The sequence below is a fragment of the Streptomyces tremellae genome, assembly GCF_039540215.1.
Taxonomy (GTDB): Bacteria; Actinomycetota; Actinomycetes; order Streptomycetales; family Streptomycetaceae; genus Streptomyces; species Streptomyces tremellae.
Window position 1 is genome coordinate 99,511 of sequence record NZ_BAABEP010000009.1, and the last position, 19,772, is coordinate 119,282.

The following is a 19,772-nucleotide window of genomic DNA, read 5'->3' on the forward strand; positions in this document are numbered from 1 at the left end:
GGCGACACGTCCCGGCCTGAGGGGAGTTCACGGCCATGGCGCCGCACACGGATCCTTCGCGGCAGGACGGCGGGCGGCGGGCCCGCGCGACGGCGGTGCCGCCCCTGGTACGGGAGGTCGTGCGCGCGTACCTGTCGTTGACCGACGCGGCGGCGCCAGGCCTGGTCCAGGGGCTGTACCTGACGGGTTCCGTCGCGCTCGACGACTTCGTGCGCCCGCGCGGGGACATCGACTTCGTCGCGGTCTCCGCCGTGCCGCCCTCGCCCGGTGAGACCGCCGCGCTCCAGCGGGCGCACGCGCGGCTCGCCGCCCGGGTGCGGCGGCCGTTCTTCGAGGGGCCCTACGTCACCTGGGACCAGCTCGCCGACGACCCCTCGGACGCCGCGCCAGGACCGTACGCGCACCGGGGCGGCCTGCTGCCCGCGGTCGGACACGGCAGGCAGCCCGCCACCTGGCAGGTCCTCTCGCGGTACGGCGTGACGATGCGCGGCCCCGACGCGCGGGACCTGACGGTGGACACCTCGCCGGGTGAACTCGCCCTCTGGGCGCGCGACAGCCTGGTGCGGTACTGGCGGCCCTGGTGGGAGCGCGGCTCACGCCCCCTCGGCCAGGAAGGGCTCGCCTGCCTCGGCGCGCGGGCGGTGGCATGGGGGGTGCTGGGCGTCAGCAGGGCCCATCTGGCGCTCACCAGGGGCGAGGTGGCGTCGAAGACGGCGGCGGGGGAGTACGCGAGGACCGCGTTCGGGCCCGCGTGGCACCGGATCGTCGACGAGTGCCTGCGCGTGCGGCGCGGCGAGGGGCGCGGGCGCTACGCCACCCCGGTCGGGCGCCGCACGGACGCGCTGGCCTTCGTGAACATGGTGATCGAAAACGCGCTCGCCCGGTCCTGAGCACCCGGGGCCCGCCGCCCCGGCCCAGGGGCTCAGGGGCGGTCCTTCTCCTGCTTTTCCGGCTGCTCTGACGTCGCAGGCTGCTGCCTCTCCGGCTCGGCGGCCCCGCCCGTTCCGCCGTCGGCTCCGTCCTCTTCGAAGTACGCGTCGAGCACCGCGTCGAGCCGCTCGGCCCACTCCTTGAGCACGCCGCGGGCCGGGGCCTCGGCGTCCGCCTCGTACGACCGGTGGGTGCGGGTGTGGACGATCACGCCGAGCCGCTTGCAGAAGCGGGGGACGGTCACCTCGACCGCTCCGATCTCGTCCCAGCGGAAGTCCGCCTCCTGGTCGTCCAGGGTGAAGCGGACGCCGGTGCGGTCGGCCACGATGGAGGACCGCCGGTCGGCGGCTTCCAGGGACGGCCCGCCGTCCGCCCCGGGGGCCGTGTCGTCGCCGCTCCCGCCCGTGTCCTCGGCGGCGTCCGGTTCTGCGGAGTCCGTCCCGGCCTCGGCGTCCGCGGGGCCGATGGGCGCCCCGGGGCCGTCAGCGCGGGACGCCGGGGACGCCCCTGCGGGCTCCGCGGCCCCGGGCTTCCCGGGCACGGCGGCCCGCACCGCCGGCCCGCCCTCCTCCGCCTCGGGGGCGGCCTCGGGGGCGCGGAGGTTCACGAGGCCGGGCACCTGGGCCGGGTCCATGGCGGCCCCGGCCACCACGGGCTGGACGTTCGTATCACTGCGCTGCTCCACGGCCGGAAGTATGGCGGAACAACCTGTGCGGGGAAAGCCGCGCAGGGCACGCCTCCGCAACGACTCCTGCGCCCGTAACACACCGCCCCGACCCGATGTGCGACGGAACACACCGCTCCGCGCGGATCGTTCCCGTGCCACCGCGCTGCTACGGTGCGTCACCGAGGCGTCGCTCGATGTGAATCCGGGAGTTCGTGTGAAGGTCGTCTGCGTCGGTGGCGGGCCCGCCGGCCTCTACTTCTCGATCCTGATGAAGCTGCGGGACGGTGGCCACGACGTCACCGTGTACGAGCGCGACCCGGCGGGCTCCACCTACGGCTGGGGCGTCACCTACTGGGCGGGGCTGCTGGACAAGCTGCGGGCGGGCGACCCGGTCTCCGCGCGCGCCGTCGAGGACGCGTCGGTGCGCTGGAGCGACGGCGTCGCCCACCTCAGGGGGACGACGACCAGGCACCACGGGGACGAGGGGTTCGGAATCGGCCGCCACCGGCTGCTCGACCTGCTCGCCGGGCGCGCCTGCGACCTGGGGGTCCGCGTCGTGCACGGGCACGAGGCGGAGCCGGCCGAGATCGCGGACGGGGCGGCGGGCGCCGGCCTCGTCGTCGCGGCCGACGGGGTGCGCAGCGCGCTGCGCACCCGCTGGGCCGGGCATTTCGGCACGGAGGTGTCCATCGGCCGCAACCCCTACATCTGGCTGGGTACCACCAAGGTCTTCGACGCCTTCACCTTCGCCTTCGTCGAGACGCCGCATGGCTGGATCTGGTGCTACGCGTACCGCTTCAGCGCGGACGCCAGCACGGTCGTCGTGGAGTGCGCGCCCGAGACCTGGCGCGGCCTCGGCCTCGACCGGCGCACGGAGGCGGAGGGGCTCGCCCTGCTCGGGGACCTCTTCGCGGACGTGCTCGAAGGCCACCCGCTGACCGGCAGGGGAGGCGGCGAGGGCGCCCCCGCGCAGTGGCTCGCCTTCCGCACCCTGACCAACCGCACCTGGCACCGGGGCAATGTCGTGCTGCTCGGCGACGCCGCCCACACGACCCACTACTCGATCGGCGCCGGCACCTCCCTGGCCCTTGAGGACGCCCTCGCGCTGACCGCCTCGCTGCACGCGGCAGGAGCCGCGCCGGGTGCGGGCGGCGCCGGGCTCGACGCCGCGCTCACCCGCTACGAGAACGTCCGCAGGGCCGAGCTGCTCTCCGTGCAGAGCGCGGCGCGCTACAGCGCCCGCTGGTACGAGGAGCTGCCGCGCTATCTGCGGCTCCCGCCGGAGCGGATGTTCGCGCTGCTCGGGCAGCGGCACTCGCCGCTGCTGCCGTACGTCCCGCCGCAGCTCTACTACCGGCTGGACAGCGCGGCGGGGCGCATCGAACCGCTGCGCAGGCTCAAGCGGTGGCTCGGCCCACGGCTCGCCGGATCACTGCACGCCCGCGCGCGCGGCTGACGCAACGTCAAAACGGCGTTTTCTGGCCGACTTTCGGTCGGCGGGAATCGGTCATCGGCGGGAAGCGGTCGCGGACCGCCCGTGCGCCAACCGACACCCTCTGCACGTACGGGCACCCCCTGGCAATCCGTCACTGGTGGAGTACACGCTACCGATACCGCTCCGACACGTTTCTGACGCATCGTCGGACAGCTGCTGACGGCCCGTCGCCGCGCGATCACAGTGTGCTCGGCGGCTGTCGGAACCGTACGGGTCCCGGCCGTCGCGCAGACGCTCCGCCGGGTGCGTGAGAGGATCAACCTCCGTACACTGACGACCGTTTGACGTAGGGCATTCCAGGGTCCCTAGGAGTCCCCGCACTATGCCCGTCCGGGGCGCACGACCTCGTAGGACGCGCATGTTGTGAAGGACTCCTTGAGCGCTTGCCAGCGAGGGAGCAGTGGCTCCGGACGCCTTGCGCCGTCGCCGACCGCTGCTTGGCCCCTGGTCAGGGACGACCGGAAGCTCAGCCCAACCCTCTAGGACCCTCACTAGTGAGCTCGATATCCGTAGCCGCCGTACTGCTCGGCGTCGCGACCGTCGTCATGGTCGTTGTCGCGCTGAGGCTCGCACGATCGCGCCGTAAGCAGACCCGCAGGGCACAGGAACTCGCGTCGGCCGCCCAGGCCGCCGACGCCAGGGCCCTGGCCGCAGAAGCGCGGACCCGGGCGGCGGAAGCCCGCGTCCAGGCCGTGGAGACCCGGGGGAGGGAGTTCCACGAGGAACTCGACCACCTCGTCTCCCGCAGGCTCCCCGCCCTCGCGCTGAACCTGATCAGCTCCCACCACCCGGTCCCCGGGCCCCTGCACCAGGCGGCGTCCAGGGATCAGGCAGGCGCCGGGGCCGGCACGGAAGGGGCAGCCGACCCGTTCGCCCCCGTCCTCGACCTGTTCAGGGAGACGGTGCTCAAGGAGCGCCGCCGCGTCGACGCCGCCGCCCGTGCCGCGCTGCGCGGCGCGAGCCAGGACATGCAGGCGCTCTCGTACCGCCTCCAGACCGAGATCGACGCGCTCCAGCACGAGTTCAGCGCGCCACGCAGCCTGACCCGCCGGCTGCTCGCGGCCGACCACCTCAACGAGCAGAACCTGCGCCTGATCCAGAAGGCCGCCATCGTCTGCGGCGCCTGGCCGGGACACGTCCGCAAGGACACCTACGTCGCCGAGATCGTCACCGGCGCCTCCTCCCGCCTGCGCGGCTTCGACCGCGTGAGGATCAGCTCGCGGATGCACGCGTCCAACATCGCCATCGTCGGCCGGGCCGCAGAGCCCGTCGCCGTCGCGGTGGCCGAGCTGATGGCCAACGCACTCGAACACTCGCGTGACGACCTCGTCGTGGACGTGAGCCTGCTCCAGACGGAGAACGGCAGCGTCTGCGTGACCGTCGACGACGCGGGCAAGGGCATGACCGCGGAGGCGGTCCGCCACGGCACCAGGATGGTCTCGGGCGACGAGCAGCAGAACATCATGCTCACCGAGCTCGGCGACCCGCCCTCGCAGGGCTTCGCCGCGATCGGCCGGCTGGTCGCCGACTACGGCTTCCACGTGTCCATCGACAACCCCTCCCCGTACGGCGGTGTCCGGGCCGTGCTCTCGATTCCCCCGAACCTGCTGACAACGATCGACGAGGAGGCGGAACCCCTCTCGGCCATGGCACCCCTGCCCGCAGTACCGCCACAGGTCCCCAAGCGGCCTGAACCCGCGGCGCCCGCCGCTCCCGCAGCCCCCGCCCCGGTGCCGACCGCGGCCGCCGCAGCTCCCGAACTGCCGCAGCGACGCAGGCGCCAGCCCGCCCGCGCGGTGGAGAGCGAGGCCACGGCGCCGGCCGCCCGCGATCTCGACCCCGAGCGCGTCCGTGACACCTGGAGCCAGTTCGAGGAAGGCCTGGCCAGCGGCCGGGCCCACACCGACCCGGAGGAGACTCTGTGAGCACCCCCCACCAGCAGGCCGAGCAATCCGCCTGGTACCTGAACCCGATCGCGGAGATCAAGGGTGTGCGGCACGCCCTGATCATGACCCTCGACGGCATGGTCGTGGCCAGGTCGTCCGAGCTCGCGAGGGACGAGGCCGACGGTATCGCCGCCATGACGTCCGCCCTGCACGCCGCCTCCCGCTCCGCCGCGAACACGGCGCTCGGCGCGCCCGAGCAGACGCCGGTGGAGACCGTCACGGTGCAGAACGCGTACGGCACCTACATGGTGATGCCGGCCGGGACCAGGACGAACACGCTGATCGCGGTCTCCGGCGACGCGGACATGCCGATGGGTGTCGTCGCACACACCATGGCGCGGCAGGCGAAGAAGCTCGGCGAACAGCTCATGTCCGTGCCCGTGCGTTCCGATGACAGTGCGTCATGAGCCGGGGCCAGGAACAGCGAAGGCTGCTGCCCGCTTATCTGGCGACCGGGACCGGCGGCTCGCCCGTCGGTAGCACCATCGACACCCTGACCGCCCTCCGTGCGACCGGCATCCCCCTCGCCCCCTACCACACGGCGGTGCACCAGCGGGTCGTGGAGCTGCTGGAAGGCGGCTCACTCACCGTCATGGAGATCGCCGGTTACCTCGGCCTCCCGGTGAGCGTCGGCATCGTCGTCGCCGAACAGCTCGTCACCGACGGCCAGCTCAAGGGCAGTGTCCCCGTGTCGGACGCCGCCATGGCCGCCGCGAACGCGGACCGCCCGTCCAAGGAAGTCATGGAAGAGGTTTTGAGTGGACTCCGAGCACTCCTGGTCTAGCCCACAGGCGACCGCGCCGGGGCAGACCGCCGTGTCAGGGCCGGCAAGGACCGGGCACGGCGCGCACGCCGCCCCGTCGACGCTGCCCGGCGACCCGGGCGGCGCGCCGCAGCGGCCCGTCTATCTTCCGGAGGGCGCGCACCGCCGGGTGAAGATCCTCGTGGCGGGGCACCTCGGTGTCGGCAAGACCACCGCCATCAGGACCCTGTCGGAGATCCCGACACTCCATACGGAAGAGGTCATGACGGACGCCGCGGCGGCCACCGACGACCTCAGCCTCGTCGGGCTGCGCAACAAGACCACGACGACCGTCGCCATCGACTTCGGCCGCCTCACACTGCCCGGCGACAAGATCGTGCTGTACCTGTACGGCACCCCGGGGCAGCGCAGGTTCCTGCCGCTGTGGAAGGGCATAGCCCTCGGTGCGCTCGGCGCGCTGGTCCTCGTGGACACCCGCCGCCTCGACGCCTCCTTCGAGGTGATGGATCTCATCGAGGAGCGCGGTTTGCCGTACGCGGTCGCGGTGAATGTCTTCCCCGACTCGCCGGATTACAGTCTGGAGATCCTCAGGGCAAAGCTTGACCTTGCCCCGGACACCCCGCTCGTCATGTGCGATGCCCGGCAGACCAACAGCAGCCTCAACGCCCTCATAGAACTCACCGCCCATTCCATCGCGCGCGCCGGAGAACACACCTCGTGACCAGCACAACTGACACAGCTCCCGTGTGCCTGTGGGGGCCCGAGCACGCGGCGGACCCGCAGCGCAGCTACGAACTGCTGCGGGCCCAGGGGCCGGTGGGCCTCGCGGAGGCGGCACCCGGCTTCGTGGTGTACCTGGTCACCGACTACCGCGCGGCGCTCGACCTCCTGGGCGACACGGAGACCTGGTCCAAGGACACCCGTCCCTGGCAGTCCCGCGTCCCGGAGAACAGCTCGATCAGCCAGCCGACGCAGTGGCGTCCCAACGTCACGTTCGCGGACGGCGACCACCACGCCTACCTGCGCAAGGTGATCACGGACTGCTTCTCCCTGCTCGACCCGCACGAAGTGCGCGCGATGACCTTCCGCCACGCCGACACCCTGCTCAGCGAGTTCGCCGACACCGGGCATGTCGACCTCGTCGGCCAGTACGCGCGGCAGCTGCCGCTCATGGTCTTCAACAGCCTGTTCGGCATGGACGACGCGTACGGCCCCCAACTGGTCGAGATGCTGGCCGCGATGGTGAGTTCCGACCCGGAGCGGGTCGGCCAGGGTGCCCAGGCGTTCGGCATGTACCTCAACACGCTGTACGAGCTGAAGGCCGGCCGGCGCGGCCACGACCTCACGTCGTGGTTCATCGACCACCCCAACGGCCTCAGCAGGGAGGAGGCCACCAACCAGATCCTGCTCACGCTCGGTGCGGGCAACGAGCCCACCGCGAACCTGATCGCGAACACCTGCGTGCGCATGCTCAGCGACGACCGCTACTTCGGCACGCTCACCACCGGCAGCCTGCCGGTGCAGCACGCCATCGACGACGCCCTCTGGAACGACTCCCCGGTCGCCAACTACAGCTTCCACACGGCGCGCAAGGACACCGTCCTGCACGGGGTCCCGATCCCCGCGGGCTCACCCGTGATGGTCTCGTACGCCGCGGCCAACACCTGTCCCCACGCGGGAGTCTCCCCGGACGGCTTCCGGTCCGGGAACAAGGCCCACCTGGCCTTCGCGGCGGGGCCGCACGCCTGCCCGGCACGCGACCTGGCGCTGCTGATCGCCACCGCCGCGATCGAACGGCTCGCCACCTACCTGCCGGACATCGCACTCGCCGTCCCCGTGGAGGAGCTGACCTACAGCGAGGGAACCATCCACAGGACCCTCACCGCACTGCCCGCGCGCTTCACGCCGCTGACACCGGACGCCGACGGGGCAACCCCCTGGAGTCGCAGCGCCCAGGACAGCAGCAACAGGGCCACACCCACGGCGCCCACACAGCTGTCGACCACTCCCTGAACTGCCCCGCTCGTCACGATGACGCGGTGCCGGCCGGTCCGCACACCGGCCGGCACCCGCACGGCCATCTCTGGGAGAACGCATGCCCCGGCCTGTCCTCCGCGCGAGTGGGGAACCGCTACCCACGGTTCTTGACCGAAAGGGGATCGTTCCGTTGACGACCGACACACTGTCCGGTGAGCGAATACCAGAAGCAGCAGCACTGAGACAACGGGTGGACGCCGTGCTGCGCGGCTTCCTCGACGCCAAGGAGCGCGGTGCTCCCGGTGGCGAACTTCCCTATCTGACCACCACGTTGCGCGGTCTGCTGACGGGTGGGAAACGCATCAGATCGATACTGTGCGCCTACGGCTGGTACGCGGCGGGGCCTGGGCGCGAGGCCCTCGAAACCGCCATACGCGCAGCCGCGAGCCTTGAACTCTTCCAGGTCTTCGCGCTTGTGCACGACGATGTGATGGACGACAGCGACACGCGTCGTGGCCAACCTTCCGCGCACCGGGCCCTTGCGGCAGCTTACACCGACAGCGGAGGCCCGGGGGCCAGGGCCGAGGCCCACGGCATGGGTGCCGCCGTGCTCCTCGGAGACCTGGCGCTCGTCTGGTCCGACGAACTCTTGCACACCGCGGGCCTCGAACCGGGCCGACTCGCCGAAGTCCTGCCTCTCGTCGCGGAGATGCGCAGCGAGGTGATGTACGGGCAGCTGCTCGACCTGTGCACCACGGGCCGCAGGCCGAGTGGCGACGTGGACGCGGCGCTGCACGTCATCCGCTACAAGACGGCCAAGTACACGATGGAGCGGCCCCTCCAGATCGGGGCGGCCCTGGCCGGCGGCCCGCCCGAAGTCCTCGACGCGTGCAGCGCGTTCGGCGTCCCGCTCGGCGAGGCGTTCCAGCTGCGCGACGACCTGCTCGGTGTGTTCGGCGACCCCGGGACCACCGGGAAGCCGGCCCTCGACGACCTGCGCGAGGGCAAGGCCACGGTCCTGATGGCCCACGCCGTACGGGCCGCGAATCCTGCCCAGTTGGAGGTGCTGCACACCCTGGTGGGCGACCCGGGCCTGACGAGGCGCCAGGCCAAGGAGGTCCGGCGGGTCCTTGAGGAGACCGGGGCCCGCGAGGCCGTCGAGGAGATGATCGAGGAGCGCCGCGCGCAGGCGCTCAGGGCACTGGACGACGCCCCCTTCACCCGTCAGGCCATCGCGTGTCTACGCGAGTTGGCACGGACGGCGACGGTTCGGCAGGTGTGAACGTGCGGAAGGAGAGACGGATGGAGACGCACGGTGACACGGCGGTCGCCCGGGAGGTGCCGCCCGGTGAGCAGGCCGCCCGGCTGGTTGCCTCGGTCGACCAGGACGAGTGGGGTGCGGTGCGCCCCTCCCTGTACGAGACGGCCCGCGTCGTCTCGTACGCCCCCTGGCTGACGGGAGACGAGCGGCGCATCGCCTATTTGCTCGACGAGCAGGCGGACGACGGCAGTTGGGGCGAGGGCGCGGAGACCTACCGGCTGGTGCCCACGCTCAGCGCGGTGGAGGCGCTGCTGTCGGTGGCCCGCAGGCGGACCGCCTCCGCGGAGCTGTCGGCGCGGGTGTGCGCGGCCGCGGCCCGCGGCCTCGGCGCCCTGCGGCGGCTACCGGGGAACGGGCCCTGGCCGGACACCGCGGCCGCCGAGATCCTGGTGCCCGCGCTGGTGGCCCGGATCAGGGAGCATCTCGCGAGCCCGGAGTCCGCCGGCTCCGAGCACCTCGGCCCCTGGCACCGCGGGCCCGCGCTGCCGGTGCCGGGCGGCTACCACGCCGAGGCGCCGCAGTACGTCGCGGCGAAGTACGCGGCGGTGGGCGAGCTGCCCGTCAAGTTCCACCACACCTTCGAGGGCCTCGGTGCCCGGCTCGTGGATGCCCTCGTCCCCGATCCTGGCTCGCTGAGCTGCCTGTTGGGCAGCTCGCCCGCGGCCACCGCGGCCTGGGCCGACCGGTCGTCGCCCGCGGCGGCGCGGCCGGGCGACCGGGTGCCGGGGCCCGGTGTGCTCTCCTCACCCGCGGTGCGCGAACTGCGCGAGGTGGGCCGCAGATACGGCCACCTGTTCCCGGAAGCCGCGCCGATCACCGTCTTCGAGCGGCTCTGGGTGGCCGCGGCCCTTTCCCGCGCCGGACTGCTGGACGGGGCGGGACGCTGGGCAGCCCGCGGCTGGGTGGAGCGCATCTGGGACGCCGCGGGAGTCCGCGGCGCTCCCGGCCTGATGATCGACGCCGACGACACCGCGATGGCGGTGCTGACGGCGGCGCGCCTCGGACTCCCGTTCGGGCCCGAGCCGCTCGCGCTGTTCCACAACGGAACCCACTACGACTGCTACCTCGGCGAGGACACCGGTTCTGTCACCGCCAACGCCCACGCGCTCCAGGCGCTGACCGCGGCCGAGGGGCGCGACCCGGGCTCGGCGGTGGCAGAACGCGCGAGCCTGGCCGACTGGTTGGTCTCCGTCCAGCAGCCGGACGGGCTCTGGCCCGACAAGTGGCATGCCTCCCCGTACTACGCCACGGAGCGGACCGTGACCGCGCTCGCCGGGCACGGCGGCGCCCACGCCGAAGCGGCGGTGGCGCGGGCCGTGTCCCGGGTCGTCGCGGAGCAGCGCGACGACGGGTCCTGGGGTGTGTGGGGCGGCACGGCGGAGGAGACCGCGTACGCCGTGAAGATCCTGCTGCGGGCGGACGCGCCGGACGGGCCCGCGCTGGCCAGGGCCGGCGCGTACCTGGACGCGGTGTGCGCGCCGGGCGCGGAGCACCGCCACCCGCCGCTGTGGCACGACAAGACCCTGTACGCGCCCCTGGCCATGATCGAGGCCGAAGTGCTCTCGGCCCGCCACCTGTTGGGGCAGCGCCATGGCTGAGCGGCGGGAGCAGGGCACGGCGGGACGGCAGGGCACGGCGGCAGCGGCACGGGAGAGGGGAAGCGACATGGGTGCGAGGACCGGGGCCAGGACGGACGGCGCCGACACGGCCGTCGAGGTGGTGCGCAGGGCGCCAGGCGGGCTGCCGCTGCTCGGGCACGTGATGCCGCTCCTGCGGGACAGGCTCGCGTTCATCCGGGAGCTGCGGGCCTACGGGCCCGCCGTGCGGGTCACCTTCGGCCCGAAGAAGATGACGGTGATCAACTCACCCGAGATGATCCACGAGATGCTCACGGTCAAGTCCGGCCAGTTCACCAAGGGGCTGCTGTTCGAGAAGCTCAAGTTGTTCGGGAAGGACGCGCTGCCGGTCGCCGAGGGCAGGCCGCACCTGGTGCGGCGCCGCCTGGTGCAGCCGAAGTTCCACCGGGAGAAGATCGCCGGCTATGTCGACACGATGCGCGAGACGGTCGAGCCGGCCGTCGCCGCCTGGGGCGAGGGCGAGACGCTCGACCTGAAGACCGAGATGCAGCTGATGACGCAGGGCGTCGTCATGGCCGCGCTGTTCTCCTCGCGGCCCGAACGGCTGCCCGCCCTGAACATCCTGCACAGCGTGGACGCGGTGTTCATGGCGGCGCTGCGTCGCGCGCTGCTTCCTGTGCCGCTGCTCGAACGGCTGCCCACCCGGCGCAACCGGCAGGTGGAGGAGTCGAGCCGGGTGATGCGGCAGGCGGTCGCCGAGATCATCGAGGAGCACAGGGCCGACCCCGAGGCGTACGACGACGTGGTGTCGCTGCTGCTCGGCGAGCGGGACGAGAACGGCGAGCCGCTGGCCGAGGACGACATCCTCTCCGAGGTCACCGGGGTGCTCGCGGCGGGCTCCGAGACCACGGCGGTCGTGATGGCGTGGATGTTCCACGAGCTGGGACGCAACCCGGCGCTCGAACGGCGGCTGCACGAGGAGGTGGACTCGGTGCTCGGGGGGGAGCGGGTCACCTTCGAGCACATCCCGCGCCTGACCTTCACCAGGATGTGCGTCAACGAGACCCTGCGGATGTACAGCCCCGGCTGGCTCGTGACCCGGCAGGCCACCTCGGACGTGCGGCTCGGCGGGATCGAACTGCCCGCGGGCACGGACGTGATCTGGAGTCCGTACGCCCTCCACCGGGACCCCACGGTCTACCCGGACCCGGACCGCTTCGACCCGGGCCGGTGGTCGCCCGAGCGCCCGCAGCCGCCGAAGAACGCGTTCATCCCGTTCGGCGCAGGCAAGCGGATGTGCATGGGCGACGCGTTCGCCGTGACGGAGGCGACGGTCATCGCCGCCGTGATCGCGTCGCGGTGGCGGCTGCGGCCCACGGCGGGGGAGGAGGTGCGGCCGGTCGGCGAGATCACCGTGCACCCGTCGAGCCTGCACATGGTCGCGGAGGCCCGCGGGCCCGTGGCGGGGCGGAGGGCCGCGTGACGCCGCGGACCGGGACCCGGCCGATGCCCGACCTCTCGGCGTCGTTCCCCGGGCCCTTCCCCGTCAGCCCCCACGCGGCCGACACGGCGGGGCAGTTGGAGCGGTGGCTGGCCGCGTACCCGCTGGTCGCGTCGGAGCGTGCGCGGGCCGCGCTGTGCGACATCACCGGGCACGGGGTGGCACGGACCTTCCCCGCGGCCGATCCGGCGGGACTTGAGCTCTGCGCCGACCTGCTGCTGTGGCTGACCGCCTTCGACGACGCGTACGGCGAGCAGACGGGTGCGGCCGACCCGGGCGCGCTGGTCGCGCGGGTCGCGGGCGCGGTCCATGTGCTGAACGGGCGGCGACCGCCGGGCGGCGGCGACGTGTTCTGCGCGGCGCTCGCCGACGCGCTGGCGCGGCTCGGTGAACGGGCCGCGCCCGAGCGGTTCCTGCGCGTCGCCGCCGCCGTGCGGGACAGCCTGTACGGGCTGGTGTGGGAGGCGCACGCGCTGGCCGCCGGCGGGCGCGTGGGCGTCCCCGAGTACCGCGCGATGCGCCCGCACACCGTGTTCGTCGCGACGGTCACGGCGCTCGCCGAGCCTGTGCTCGGCTACGAACTGGCGCCCGCCGCACGCGCGTCGTCCCCGGTGCGGGAGCTGGAGTCGGCGGTCGCCGACCTCGCGGGCTGGATCAACGACCTTGCCTCGTACGACCGGGAGAGGGCGAGGGCGGGCGGCGCCGAGCCGTTCGGATTGCCCACGCTGCTCGCGGCGGCCGAGGGGTACGGGATCGACAAGGCGTTCGCCGCGGTCTGCGCGCTGTGCGAGGAGGAGGCCGGGAAGGCCAGGGCCCGGATCGTCGAACTCACGGCCGCGGGCGGGCCAGTGGCCGCGCACGCGCGGGCCCTCGAAGGGGTCGCCGCGTCCTATGTGTGGCACATCGGCCACCGCAGATACGACGGCGGCTGACGGCCCATGCCGTCCCGCCGGGCCCCCGCCGCGCCTCCCGGGGCGGCGGGGGCCCGGCGGAACGCGCGCACGGTGACGCCTGCTGGTACGGAGGGTGCCTCCGGGCTAGGGTTTCGGCGTGTACCTGCCATCCCCAGGTCATGGACACGCCCACGCTGGAGGAACCTTCGTGCGCAAGAGAGCCATCGCGTCCACCGTCCTCACCCTCGGGCTCTGCCTCGCCCTGCCCGCCACCGCGGCCACGGCGGCGGGACCGGCCCCGGGACCGGGAGCGCCCGGCATCGGCGACCCGTACTACCCCACGTACGGCAACGGCGGCTACGACGTCTCGCACTACGCCCTCGACCTCGACTACCGGCCCGCGACCGACCGGCTCTCCGGCACCGCCGTCGTCACCGCGACCGCCACCCAGAGCCTCACCCGCTTCGACCTCGACTTCGCGCTCGACGTCAGCTCGGTGCGCGTCGACGGCCGCCCCGCCCGCTTCACCACCAGCGGCGAACAGGAACTCGTCGTCACCCCGGCACACACCGTGCCGCGCGGCCACCGCATGACCGTCGCGGTCACCTACGCGGGCGTGCCTTCCACCGTCCAGAAGTACGGGTTCACCTCCTGGCAGCGCACCCCCGACGGCGGTGTCGCCGCCAACGAGCCCGAGTCCGCGTGGTGGTGGTTCCCCAGCAACGACCACCCCCTCGACAAGGCGACCTACGACGTCACCGTCCGGGTGCCCAAGGGTGAACAGGCCATCAGCAACGGCCTGTTGCTCTCGGCGAGGACCAAGGGCGACAGCACGTCGTACCACTGGCGGCAGGACCGGCCGCAGGCCACCTATCTGGCCACCCTCGCCGTCGGGCACTTCGACATCACCCGCAGCCGCACCCGCACCGGGGTGCCGGTGCTCAACGCCTACAGCACCGCACTCGACCCGGCCGTACGGAAGTCGGCGCAGGCCAGTGTGGAGCGCACCGGCGAGATCATCGACTTCCTGAGCGGCTACTTCGGCCCGTACCCCTTCGATGCGGCCGGCGGTTACGTCCCGAACGTCACCTCGCACTTCGCGCTGGAGTCGCAGACCCGCGTCTTCTACAGCCCCGCCTTCTTCGCCTCGGCCCCCGACACCTCCGTCGTCGCCCACGAACTCGCCCACCAGTGGTGGGGAGACGACGTGTCCCTGGCCCGCTGGTCGGACATCTGGCTCAACGAGGGCTTCGCCGGGTACGCCGAGTACCTGTGGGCGGAGCACGAGGGCAAGGGCACCCCGCAGGAGCTGGCGCGGAAGGTGTACGACAGTCACCCGGCCGACGACCCGTTCTGGACGGTGAAGCCCGGCGACCCGGGCCCTGACAAGCAGTTCGACGACGCCGTCTACGACCGGGGCGCCGTCGCCATCCAGGCGCTGCGCGACACCATCGGCGACCGCGCCTTCCGCGCGCTGCTGAGGGCGTGGCCGGCGCGGCACCGCTACGGCAACGGCACCATCACCGAGTTCAGGCAGCTCGCCGAGCGCCTGTCGGGCCAGGACCTGAAGGGCTTCTTCGACACCTGGCTCTACACTCCGGCCAAGCCCGCGGTCTTCCCCGCGGGGCGCTGAGGCACCGCGGGAGCGCGCCGGCCGCCGACCGGCGGCGCGCTCCCGCGCCGTGCGGCTCAGCCGCGCGTGAGCCGCAGGGTGACCATCTCGAAGGGGCGGAGGGAGAGGGTGATGGTGTCCGCGGTGGTGGTGGGTTGTGCGGTGTCGGCGAGGGGGCGTTCCAGTAGGTCGGTTGTCTGGGTGGAGGTGAGGGGGAAGGCGGTGGTCAGGGTCGCTGTGGCGCGGCCACCGTGTGCTTCGTAGACGCGTGCGATCAGATCGCCGCTGCCGTCGTCGGCGAGTTTCAGGGCGCTGAGTACGACGGCGTCGTGGTCGATGGTGATCAGGGGGGTGATGCCGGGGGTGTCGCCGGTGAGGTGGCGTTCGGGGAGGTTGGCGTGGTAGCCCTCGCGGACGGCGTCGCTCATGCTCGCGCCGGGTAGCAGTGCGTGGTGGAAGCGGTGTACCCCTTGGTCTGTCTCCGGATCGGGGTAGCGGGGTGCGCGCAGGATGGAGGCGCGGAGGGTGGTGGTCGTGCCGCCGTCGGCGCGGACGGTGCGGGTGACGTCGTGGCCGTAGGTGGTGTCGTTGACGAGCGCGATGCCGAAGCCCGGCTCCTCCAGATGCACGAAGCGGTGGTTGCACGCCTCGAACTTCGCCCGTTCCCAGCTGGTGTTGGTGTGGGTGGGCCGGTACACGTGCCCGAACTGTGTCTCGGAGGCGTACCGTTCGGCGTGCACATCCAGGGGGAAGGCCAGTTTGAGGAACTTCTCGCTCTCGTGCCAGTCGACCTCGGTGTCGATGTCCAGGCGCCTCACGCCCGCCGGGATGCTCAGGTGCTGGGTGACGCGGGAGGCGCCGAAGGCCCGCAGGACGCGCACCGAACCGTCTTCCCGGGCGGTGACTTCGACCACGTCGGTCAGGTCGGTGCCGGTGTTGCGGTAGAACGCGTCCACGTCCCAGGCGTCCCACTGGTTGGGGAAGTCGGGGTGGAGCTGGAGCAGATTGGCCGCTTCTCCCGGCGCGATCGCCTCGCGCCCGGTGGCCGGATCGCAGGCGGAGACGAGAAGGCCGCGCCCGTCGATCTCGACGCGCAGCAGGCCGTTGTCGAGGACGAAGCCGCCGCCCTCCCGCACGGCCGTGACCGTCAGAGCGGCCGTGGCGGGTACCCCCGCGCCGCCGGCCGGGACCCCCCGGCGCGGGTGCGGGGCGGCGTTGAAGACGAGCGGGTGCTCGCCCTGCCCGGCCAGGGCCCGCTGCGCCGCGTCGATGATCGTGGTGAGCTCGGCGGCGACCCGGGCGTAGGTGGCGCGGGCCTCGCGGTGGACCCAGGCGATGGACGAGCCGGGCAGGATGTCGTGGAACTGGTGCAGCAGCACCGTCTTCCAGATCCGGTCCAACTCCTCGTAGGGATAGGGGAACCCGGCCCGCACAGCGGCGGTCGCCGCCCACAGCTCGGCCTCCCGCAGCAGATGCTCGCTGCGCCGGTTGCCCTGCTTGGTACCCGCCTGACTGGTCAACGTCCCCCGGTGCAACTCCAGATACAACTCACCCACCCACACCGGCGGTCGCGGATACTCCGCCCGCGCCTTCGCGAAGAACTCGGAAGGCGACTCCCACGCCACGGTCGCCGACCCCGCCAGATCCCTCAGCCGCGCCGCCTTCGCCACCATCTCCCGCGTCGTCCCACCCCCGCCGTCACCGAAACCGGTCGGCGCCAAAGAGACCGTGGCCGCGCCCTTCTCCTTGAAGTTACGGGCCGCGTGCGCGATCTGACGGCCCTCCATCGCGCAGTTGTAGGTGTCGACGGGCGGGAAGTGGGTGAAGATCCGCGTCCCGTCGATGCCCTCCCAGTCGAAGGTGTGATGCGGGAAGGAGTTCGTGGCCGACCAGGAGATCTTCTGAGTCAACAGCCTCGTGGACCCGGCCGCTTTGATGATCTGCGGCAGCCCCGCGGCGAAACCGAAGGTGTCCGGCAGCCACGCCTCCTCGTTCTCGATGCCGAACTCCTCCAGGAAGAACCGCTTCCCGTGCACGAACTGCCGCGCCATCGCCTCGGACCCCGGCATGTTGGTGTCCGACTCCACCCACATACCGCCCGCCGGCACGAACCGCCCCCCGGCCACCGCCTCGACGACCTTCACCCACACCTCCGGCCGGTACTCCTTGACCCACGCCCACTGCTGCGCCTGCGACATCGTGAAGACGAACTCCGGCTCGTCCTCAAGCAGCGCGGTCATGTTCGCCGCCGTACGGGCCACCTTGCGCACCGTCTCCCGCAGCGGCCACAACCACGCCGAATCGATGTGCGCATGCCCGACCGCACTGATCCGGTGCGCCGCAGGGTGGGCGGGCTCCGCGAGCACATCCGCCAGCTCCGCGCGCGCAGCGGCGGCCGTACCCCCCACATCCTGAAGGTCCACGGCGTCCAACGCACGCTCCACCGCCCGCAGGACCTCCCAACGCCGCGCACCCTCCACCGGCAGCTCGACCATCAGCTCACCCAACACCTCAAGGTCCAGGACGAGATCCCACACCGTCTCGTCGAAGACAGCCAGGTCCATCCGGCCGATGCGGTACAGCGGGTCACTGCCCGCCGTGTCCTTGTCGCCGAGCGGCGTCGGCAGGAAGGGGTGGTGTTCGAGCAGGACCGGGTTGGACGCCGCCTCCACGTGCAGGCGGACCTCCTCGCCGCCCTCGGCACGGTCCGCGACGCGCACCCACTGGTTGCGCGGGTTGAGGCCCTTCACCGGCGTGCCGTCGGGCCGGTACACGAGCCCCTCGCACTGGAAGCCCGGCATGTTCTCGTCGAAGCCCAGGTCGATGACGGCCTCGACCGTACGGCCGGCCCAGGCGGCGGGCACCGTCCCGGTCACCCGGAACCAGCTGGTGCCCCAGGGCGCCCCCCAGCGGTCTCCGACGGCCGCGGGAGCGGGCTGTGCGGCGAGGCCCTCGGCGACCGGCACGGGCTCGTCGGGCGCGGTCCACACCGCCACCTCCATCGGCACGGCCTCGGGGTATACGGCGGGCCTGATGCGCTCGTCGAGCACACGCTTGAGGCGTGCCTCGACCAGGGAGCGGTCGTCATGCATGAGAGATGGCTCCGTTGCTGGTGTGCTGGTGTGCTGGTGGTCGTACGGGTGGTGCGGTGCGCCCCGCTGTCGGGCCGCCGGTGCGGTGTCAGCCTGTCACAGCGGCCGGGGCGACCACCTCGGTGATCCGTCGCCGCCGGGTGCTCCCGGTCGTCTGCGCGGCTCGCGAGCACGGTCGTGGGGCGCACACCGTCCGCGCACAGCCGGACGAACGCCTCGAAGGCGGGGCCGCCGGGCGCGCACACCGAGCGGTCTCGCGGCCTGGCCCTTTACCACGTCGGGAGGCCCGGCCCTCCACCACGTCGGGATCGGTGAAGAGGCTGCGCCGGTGCCAGGCCCGCGTCCACGCGGGCGGGAAGCCGGAGCTGGACAGGTGCCCCTGGCGGCCGTCCACACTGACGCCGAGGCCGCGTTCCGCCGCCGCGTCCGCGCTCGGCTTCTCCGTGCCGGGCGACGTCTCGCCCGTCGCCCGGGAGGACTCGGCGCTCTGCCGGTGGTCCACCCCCGGCTGCCCGCCCTGACCCGGGACACCCGCGCCTTCGGCCGTACGGCGGCCACGGAACTGCTCTCGCCGCTGGACGGCGCCCCCGCCCCCACGGTCCAGGTGCCGGTGCCCCGGCTCATCGAACGCGAGTCGACCGGCCGCGCGAAGGGCGCTCCCCAGGGCTGGAGTTCGGACCCGCGCCAGAGGGAAGACGACAAAGGTTTTTTGGTCATTCCTTTTGAATGAACTCTGTGTTTCTGTGGCAGAAAACAGCCATGGCATCCTCAGTCACCCTCCGCATCACCTGTCTGCTCTCCGCCGCCGTCGCCGCGGTCGCGGCCGCCGTCGTGCCCGCCGCGGCGCAGCCCCTGCCGGCCCCGCAGGCCCCGGCCGCCGCGCAGACCGCCGCGTCGGCCGGTACGAGCTGCCGCGACGTGTCCTTCCCCGTGACGCTGCCGGACGGCTCGGCCCAGAAGGTCGCCGCGCAGTACTGCGCGCCGCGCACCGGCGCCGTCGGCACCGTCCAACTCCTCGTGCACGGCGCCACGTACAACCACACGTACTGGGACTTCCCGTACGAGAACGGCACGTACTCGTATGTCGAGCGCGCCAACAGGAGCGGCTACGCGACCCTCGCCGTCGACGAACTCGGCGACGGCGCGAGCTCGCGGCCCGCCTCGACCGAGCTGACCTTCCCTGCGATATCCGACAGCATCCACCAGGTCATCAGCCAGGTGCGCGCCGGTGCGCTCGGCCGCCACTACGCCTCCGTGATGGCGGTGGGCCACAGCTTCGGCTCCGCCCAACTCATCGAGGAGACAGCCGAGTACGGCGACGTGGACGCCGTGGTCCTCACCGGCTCCGGCCACGCCACCAGCTCCATCGTCGCCGACGCCCAGCCCACCGTCTTCTACTCCGCGAACCACCTCTCCCGGTTCGCCTCGCTCGACGACGGCTACGTGACCAGCAAGCCGGGGCAGCGCGCCGCCATCCTCTACTACCCGCCGCTCGCCGACCCCCGGGTCATCGCGGCCGACCAGGCCACGGAAGACGTCGTCAGCCAGACCGAGTTGACCACCCGCCCCGCCGACCTCGGCGCCCTGATGAAGAAGATCACCGTCCCGGTGCTGCTCGTCGACGGCGACAAGGACAACCACTACTGCACGCCCGACGTCGACGGCACCGCGGGCACGGACCTCGGCTGCACCTCGACCACCGAGTTCTACCAGCACGAGGCGGGCAACTTCACCGGCGCCTGCTTCAGCGCCATGCTGGTGCGCTCCGGGCACGACATCACCCTGCACAGGACCGCGCCGCAGTCCTACACCTCCATCCTGGCCTGGGAGGAGGCCACCCTCCCCGCCCACGCCACCGCGGCCCGCTGCGCCGCCCGCGGCCCCCTGCCCACCCCGGGCATCCCGCTGACCTGACCCCCGCATCCGCCGGCCGTGGGGCTGGTGTGAAGCAGGCACACGGACAACGCCCCATTGTCTTCGGGAGGTTGGTACGTCACC

At 72.5% G+C, this 19,772-nt stretch carries 15 protein-coding genes and 2 pseudogenes; 14 read left to right on the plus strand and 3 right to left on the minus strand.

The features are described from left to right. Window positions 1-35 precede the first annotated feature (35 nt). Window positions 36-890, plus strand: a complete 855-nt coding sequence (locus ABEA77_RS09860) for an aminoglycoside adenylyltransferase domain-containing protein (RefSeq protein ID WP_345644082.1) — start codon at window positions 36-38, stop codon at window positions 888-890. 32 nt (window positions 891-922) lie between these two features. Here the strand turns inward: ABEA77_RS09860 and ABEA77_RS09865 are convergent, their stop codons facing one another. Beyond that, window positions 923-1,615 (minus strand): hypothetical protein, encoded by a 693-nt coding sequence (locus ABEA77_RS09865; protein ID WP_345644085.1) that lies wholly within the window; start codon window positions 1,613-1,615, stop codon window positions 923-925. 196 nt (window positions 1,616-1,811) lie between these two features. On the opposite strand from ABEA77_RS09865, the gene ABEA77_RS09870 reads away from it, so the two are divergent. The 11 genes from ABEA77_RS09870 (at window position 1,812) to ABEA77_RS09920 (ending at window position 14,703) form a co-directional block, all read left to right on the plus strand. Beyond that, on the plus strand, window positions 1,812-3,053 hold the full coding sequence (locus ABEA77_RS09870; RefSeq protein WP_345644088.1) for an FAD-dependent monooxygenase: 1,242 nt from the start codon (window positions 1,812-1,814) through the stop codon (window positions 3,051-3,053). 533 nt (window positions 3,054-3,586) lie between these two features. Continuing rightward, on the plus strand, window positions 3,587-5,017 hold the full coding sequence (locus tag ABEA77_RS09875) for an ATP-binding protein (protein WP_345644091.1): 1,431 nt from the start codon (window positions 3,587-3,589) through the stop codon (window positions 5,015-5,017). Then, a complete protein-coding gene (locus tag ABEA77_RS09880; protein ID WP_345644093.1) occupies window positions 5,014-5,445 on the plus strand; it encodes a roadblock/LC7 domain-containing protein in 432 nt (143 codons plus the stop codon). The genes ABEA77_RS09875 and ABEA77_RS09880 overlap by 4 nt, the downstream gene beginning before the upstream one ends. Beyond that, window positions 5,442-5,822, plus strand: coding sequence for a DUF742 domain-containing protein (locus tag ABEA77_RS09885; RefSeq protein WP_345644096.1), 381 nt, complete (start codon window positions 5,442-5,444; stop codon window positions 5,820-5,822). The genes ABEA77_RS09880 and ABEA77_RS09885 overlap by 4 nt, the downstream gene beginning before the upstream one ends. Window positions 5,823-5,970: 148 nt before the next feature. Beyond that, entirely contained in the window at window positions 5,971-6,522 is a 552-nt protein-coding gene (locus ABEA77_RS09890; RefSeq protein WP_345644223.1) for a GTP-binding protein, read from the plus strand. Next, window positions 6,519-7,814 (plus strand): cytochrome P450 family protein, encoded by a 1,296-nt coding sequence (locus ABEA77_RS09895; RefSeq protein ID WP_345644099.1) that lies wholly within the window; start codon window positions 6,519-6,521, stop codon window positions 7,812-7,814. The genes ABEA77_RS09890 and ABEA77_RS09895 overlap by 4 nt, the downstream gene beginning before the upstream one ends. 214 nt (window positions 7,815-8,028) lie before the next feature. Then, window positions 8,029-9,060, plus strand: coding sequence for a polyprenyl synthetase family protein (locus ABEA77_RS09900; protein ID WP_345644102.1), 1,032 nt, complete (start codon window positions 8,029-8,031; stop codon window positions 9,058-9,060). A 20-nt stretch (window positions 9,061-9,080) separates the two neighbouring features. Further along, window positions 9,081-10,697: a prenyltransferase gene (locus tag ABEA77_RS09905; protein ID WP_345644105.1), complete on the plus strand. Its 1,617-nt coding sequence runs from the start codon at window positions 9,081-9,083 to the stop codon at window positions 10,695-10,697. A 67-nt stretch (window positions 10,698-10,764) separates the two neighbouring features. Next, window positions 10,765-12,159 (plus strand): cytochrome P450, encoded by a 1,395-nt coding sequence (locus tag ABEA77_RS09910; RefSeq protein WP_345644108.1) that lies wholly within the window; start codon window positions 10,765-10,767, stop codon window positions 12,157-12,159. Window positions 12,160-12,182: 23 nt separating this feature from the next. Further along, window positions 12,183-13,109 carry a terpene synthase family protein gene (locus tag ABEA77_RS09915; RefSeq protein ID WP_345644111.1) on the plus strand — a complete coding sequence of 309 codons (927 nt, stop codon included), beginning with the start codon at window positions 12,183-12,185 and terminating at the stop codon, window positions 13,107-13,109. 169 nt (window positions 13,110-13,278) lie between these two features. Then, window positions 13,279-14,703, plus strand: a complete 1,425-nt coding sequence (locus tag ABEA77_RS09920; RefSeq protein ID WP_345644114.1) for a M1 family metallopeptidase — start codon at window positions 13,279-13,281, stop codon at window positions 14,701-14,703. A 56-nt stretch (window positions 14,704-14,759) separates the two neighbouring features. Here the strand turns inward: ABEA77_RS09920 and ABEA77_RS09925 are convergent, their stop codons facing one another. Both ABEA77_RS09925 and ABEA77_RS09930 read right to left on the minus strand, forming a co-directional pair. Further along, window positions 14,760-17,774: an alpha-mannosidase gene (locus ABEA77_RS09925; protein ID WP_345644117.1), complete on the minus strand. Its 3,015-nt coding sequence runs from the start codon at window positions 17,772-17,774 to the stop codon at window positions 14,760-14,762. A 280-nt stretch (window positions 17,775-18,054) separates the two neighbouring features. Further along, window positions 18,055-18,204: pseudogene (locus ABEA77_RS09930) on the minus strand (glycosyl hydrolase); the annotation flags it as partial. On the opposite strand from ABEA77_RS09930, the pseudogene ABEA77_RS09935 reads away from it, so the two are divergent. Then, window positions 18,191-18,504 (plus strand): annotated as a pseudogene (locus ABEA77_RS09935) (substrate-binding domain-containing protein); the annotation flags it as partial. The pseudogenes ABEA77_RS09930 and ABEA77_RS09935 sit on opposite strands and share 14 nt — an antisense overlap. A 29-nt stretch (window positions 18,505-18,533) precedes the next feature. Next, window positions 18,534-19,688, plus strand: a complete 1,155-nt coding sequence (locus ABEA77_RS09940; RefSeq protein ID WP_345644120.1) for an alpha/beta hydrolase — start codon at window positions 18,534-18,536, stop codon at window positions 19,686-19,688. The last annotated feature ends 84 nt before the right edge of the window (window positions 19,689-19,772 follow it).

Bases quoted from the DNA above. Each gene is read 5' to 3' on its own strand.
- ABEA77_RS09915 (WP_345644111.1), top strand. From the start codon at position 12,183: ATGCCCGACCTCTCGGCGTCGTTCCCCGGGCCCTTCCCCGTCAGCCCC.
- ABEA77_RS09925 (WP_345644117.1), bottom strand. From the start codon at position 17,774: ATGCATGACGACCGCTCCCTGGTCGAGGCACGCCTCAAGCGTGTGCTC.
- ABEA77_RS09910 (WP_345644108.1), top strand. From the start codon at position 10,765: ATGGGTGCGAGGACCGGGGCCAGGACGGACGGCGCCGACACGGCCGTC.
- ABEA77_RS09940 (WP_345644120.1), top strand. From the start codon at position 18,534: ATGGCATCCTCAGTCACCCTCCGCATCACCTGTCTGCTCTCCGCCGCC.
- ABEA77_RS09885 (WP_345644096.1), top strand. From the start codon at position 5,442: ATGAGCCGGGGCCAGGAACAGCGAAGGCTGCTGCCCGCTTATCTGGCG.
- ABEA77_RS09905 (WP_345644105.1), top strand. From the start codon at position 9,081: ATGGAGACGCACGGTGACACGGCGGTCGCCCGGGAGGTGCCGCCCGGT.
- ABEA77_RS09860 (WP_345644082.1), top strand. From the start codon at position 36: ATGGCGCCGCACACGGATCCTTCGCGGCAGGACGGCGGGCGGCGGGCC.